The organism is Bacteroides faecis MAJ27 (assembly GCF_900106755.1).
Lineage (GTDB): Bacteria > Bacteroidota > Bacteroidia > Bacteroidales > Bacteroidaceae > Bacteroides > Bacteroides faecis.
Genome location: NZ_FNNN01000070.1, coordinates 1 through 1,721 on the forward strand (window position 1 = coordinate 1; position 1,721 = coordinate 1,721).

Below are 1,721 nucleotides of genomic sequence, written 5' to 3' on the forward strand. Positions count from 1 at the left end.
TTTTACCAAGTTCTCGTAGGACTAGTTAACACCTTGACCACCGTCCTGGCGCTTGTCATCATCGACAAAGTGGGACGTAAGAAACTGGTTTACTACGGCGTATCGGGCATGGTCTTTTCCCTTCTCCTGATCGGTGCTTACTTTCTTTTCGGCGAAAGCCTGGGAGTATCCAGCCTCTTCCTGCTCGTTTTCTTCCTGTTCTATGTATTCTGCTGTGCCGTTTCCATCTGCGCCGTGGTATTCGTGCTCCTCTCGGAGATGTATCCCACCAAGGTGCGCGGACTGGCCATGTCCATTGCAGGATTTGCCTTGTGGATCGGGACGTACCTGATCGGACAGCTCACTCCATGGATGCTCCAGAACCTTACCCCCGCCGGAACATTCTTCCTGTTCGCCGTCATGTGCGTGCCTTATATGCTGATTGTCTGGAAACTTGTGCCGGAAACCACCGGAAAGTCGCTGGAAGAAATTGAAAGATACTGGACCGGTTCGGAACAGCGGGAAAAAAGACCTTAATAACAATAAACTAACAACTGAGAAGTATAGAGGGGCCACAGGCGGTTTTTGTATGGCCATTCAAAAAAACGTTTCCCTGCCTGCCGTGCCTCTGTACCTATCTATAATAAAAACAATATTATGGATTTTAAGAAATTAGCGAATCAATACCGGGATGAGCTGCTGGAAAACGTCCTTCCTTTCTGGCTCGACCATTCCCAGGATCATGAGTCTGGCGGTTATTTCAGCTGCCTGGACCGTGAAGGGAAGGTTTTCGATACGGATAAGTTCATCTGGTTGCAGGGACGTGAGGTGTGGATGTTCTCCATGCTTTACAACAAAGTAGAGAAACGACAGGAATGGCTCGATTGTGCCGTTCAGGGTGGTGAGTTTTTAAAGAAATACGGACATGACGGGCAGTTTAACTGGTATTTTTCACTGGACCGTTCGGGTAGACCACTGGTAGAACCGTATAATATTTTTTCATATACGTTTGCCACGATGGCCTTTGGCCAGTTAAGTCTTGCCACGGGAAATCAGGAGTATGCAGACATAGCCAAGAAGACTTTTGAGATTATCCTTTCCAAAGTTGACAACCCTAAAGGCAAATGGAACAAGCTCCATCCGGGCACACGTAATCTGAAGAACTTCGCACTCCCGATGATTCTCTGTAATCTGGCATTGGAGATTGAGCATCTGCTGCCTGCCGGTTATCTGGAGCAGACAATGGAGACCTGTATTCATGAGGTGATGGACGTGTTCTGCCGTCCGGAGCTGGGTGGCATCATCGTTGAGAATGTGGATGTGGACGGTAATCTGGTTGACTGCTTCGAAGGCCGTCAGGTAACTCCCGGACATGCTATTGAGGCGATGTGGTTTATCATGGATCTGGGGCAACGGCTGAACCGACCGGAGCTGGTACAACAAGCAATGTTAACCACCTTAACAATGCTTGATTATGGTTGGGACAAGCAATGTGGCGGCATCTATTACTTTATGGACCGTAACGGTTGTCCTCCCCAGCAGTTGGAATGGGATCAGAAACTCTGGTGGGTGCATATCGAGACACTGATCTCCTTACTGAAAGGTTACCGGTTGACCGGAGATAAAAGATGTCTGGAATGGTTTGAGAAGGTGCATGACTATACATGGACACATTTCAAAGACTCGGAATATCCGGAATGGTTCGGTTATCTGAATCGGCAAGGTGAAGTGTTGCTGCCACT

Annotated in this window: 2 protein-coding genes; both read left to right on the forward strand. The window is 48.2% G+C overall.

The features are described 5' to 3' along the window. On the forward strand, positions 1-516 hold a 516-nt coding region (locus tag BLW31_RS23660; RefSeq protein WP_010539474.1), incomplete at its 5' end, for an MFS transporter. Between the two features lie 120 nt (positions 517-636). After that, a partial coding sequence (locus tag BLW31_RS23665) for a n-acyl-d-glucosamine 2-epimerase (protein ID WP_074759713.1) occupies positions 637-1,721 on the forward strand: 1,085 nt, incomplete at its 3' end.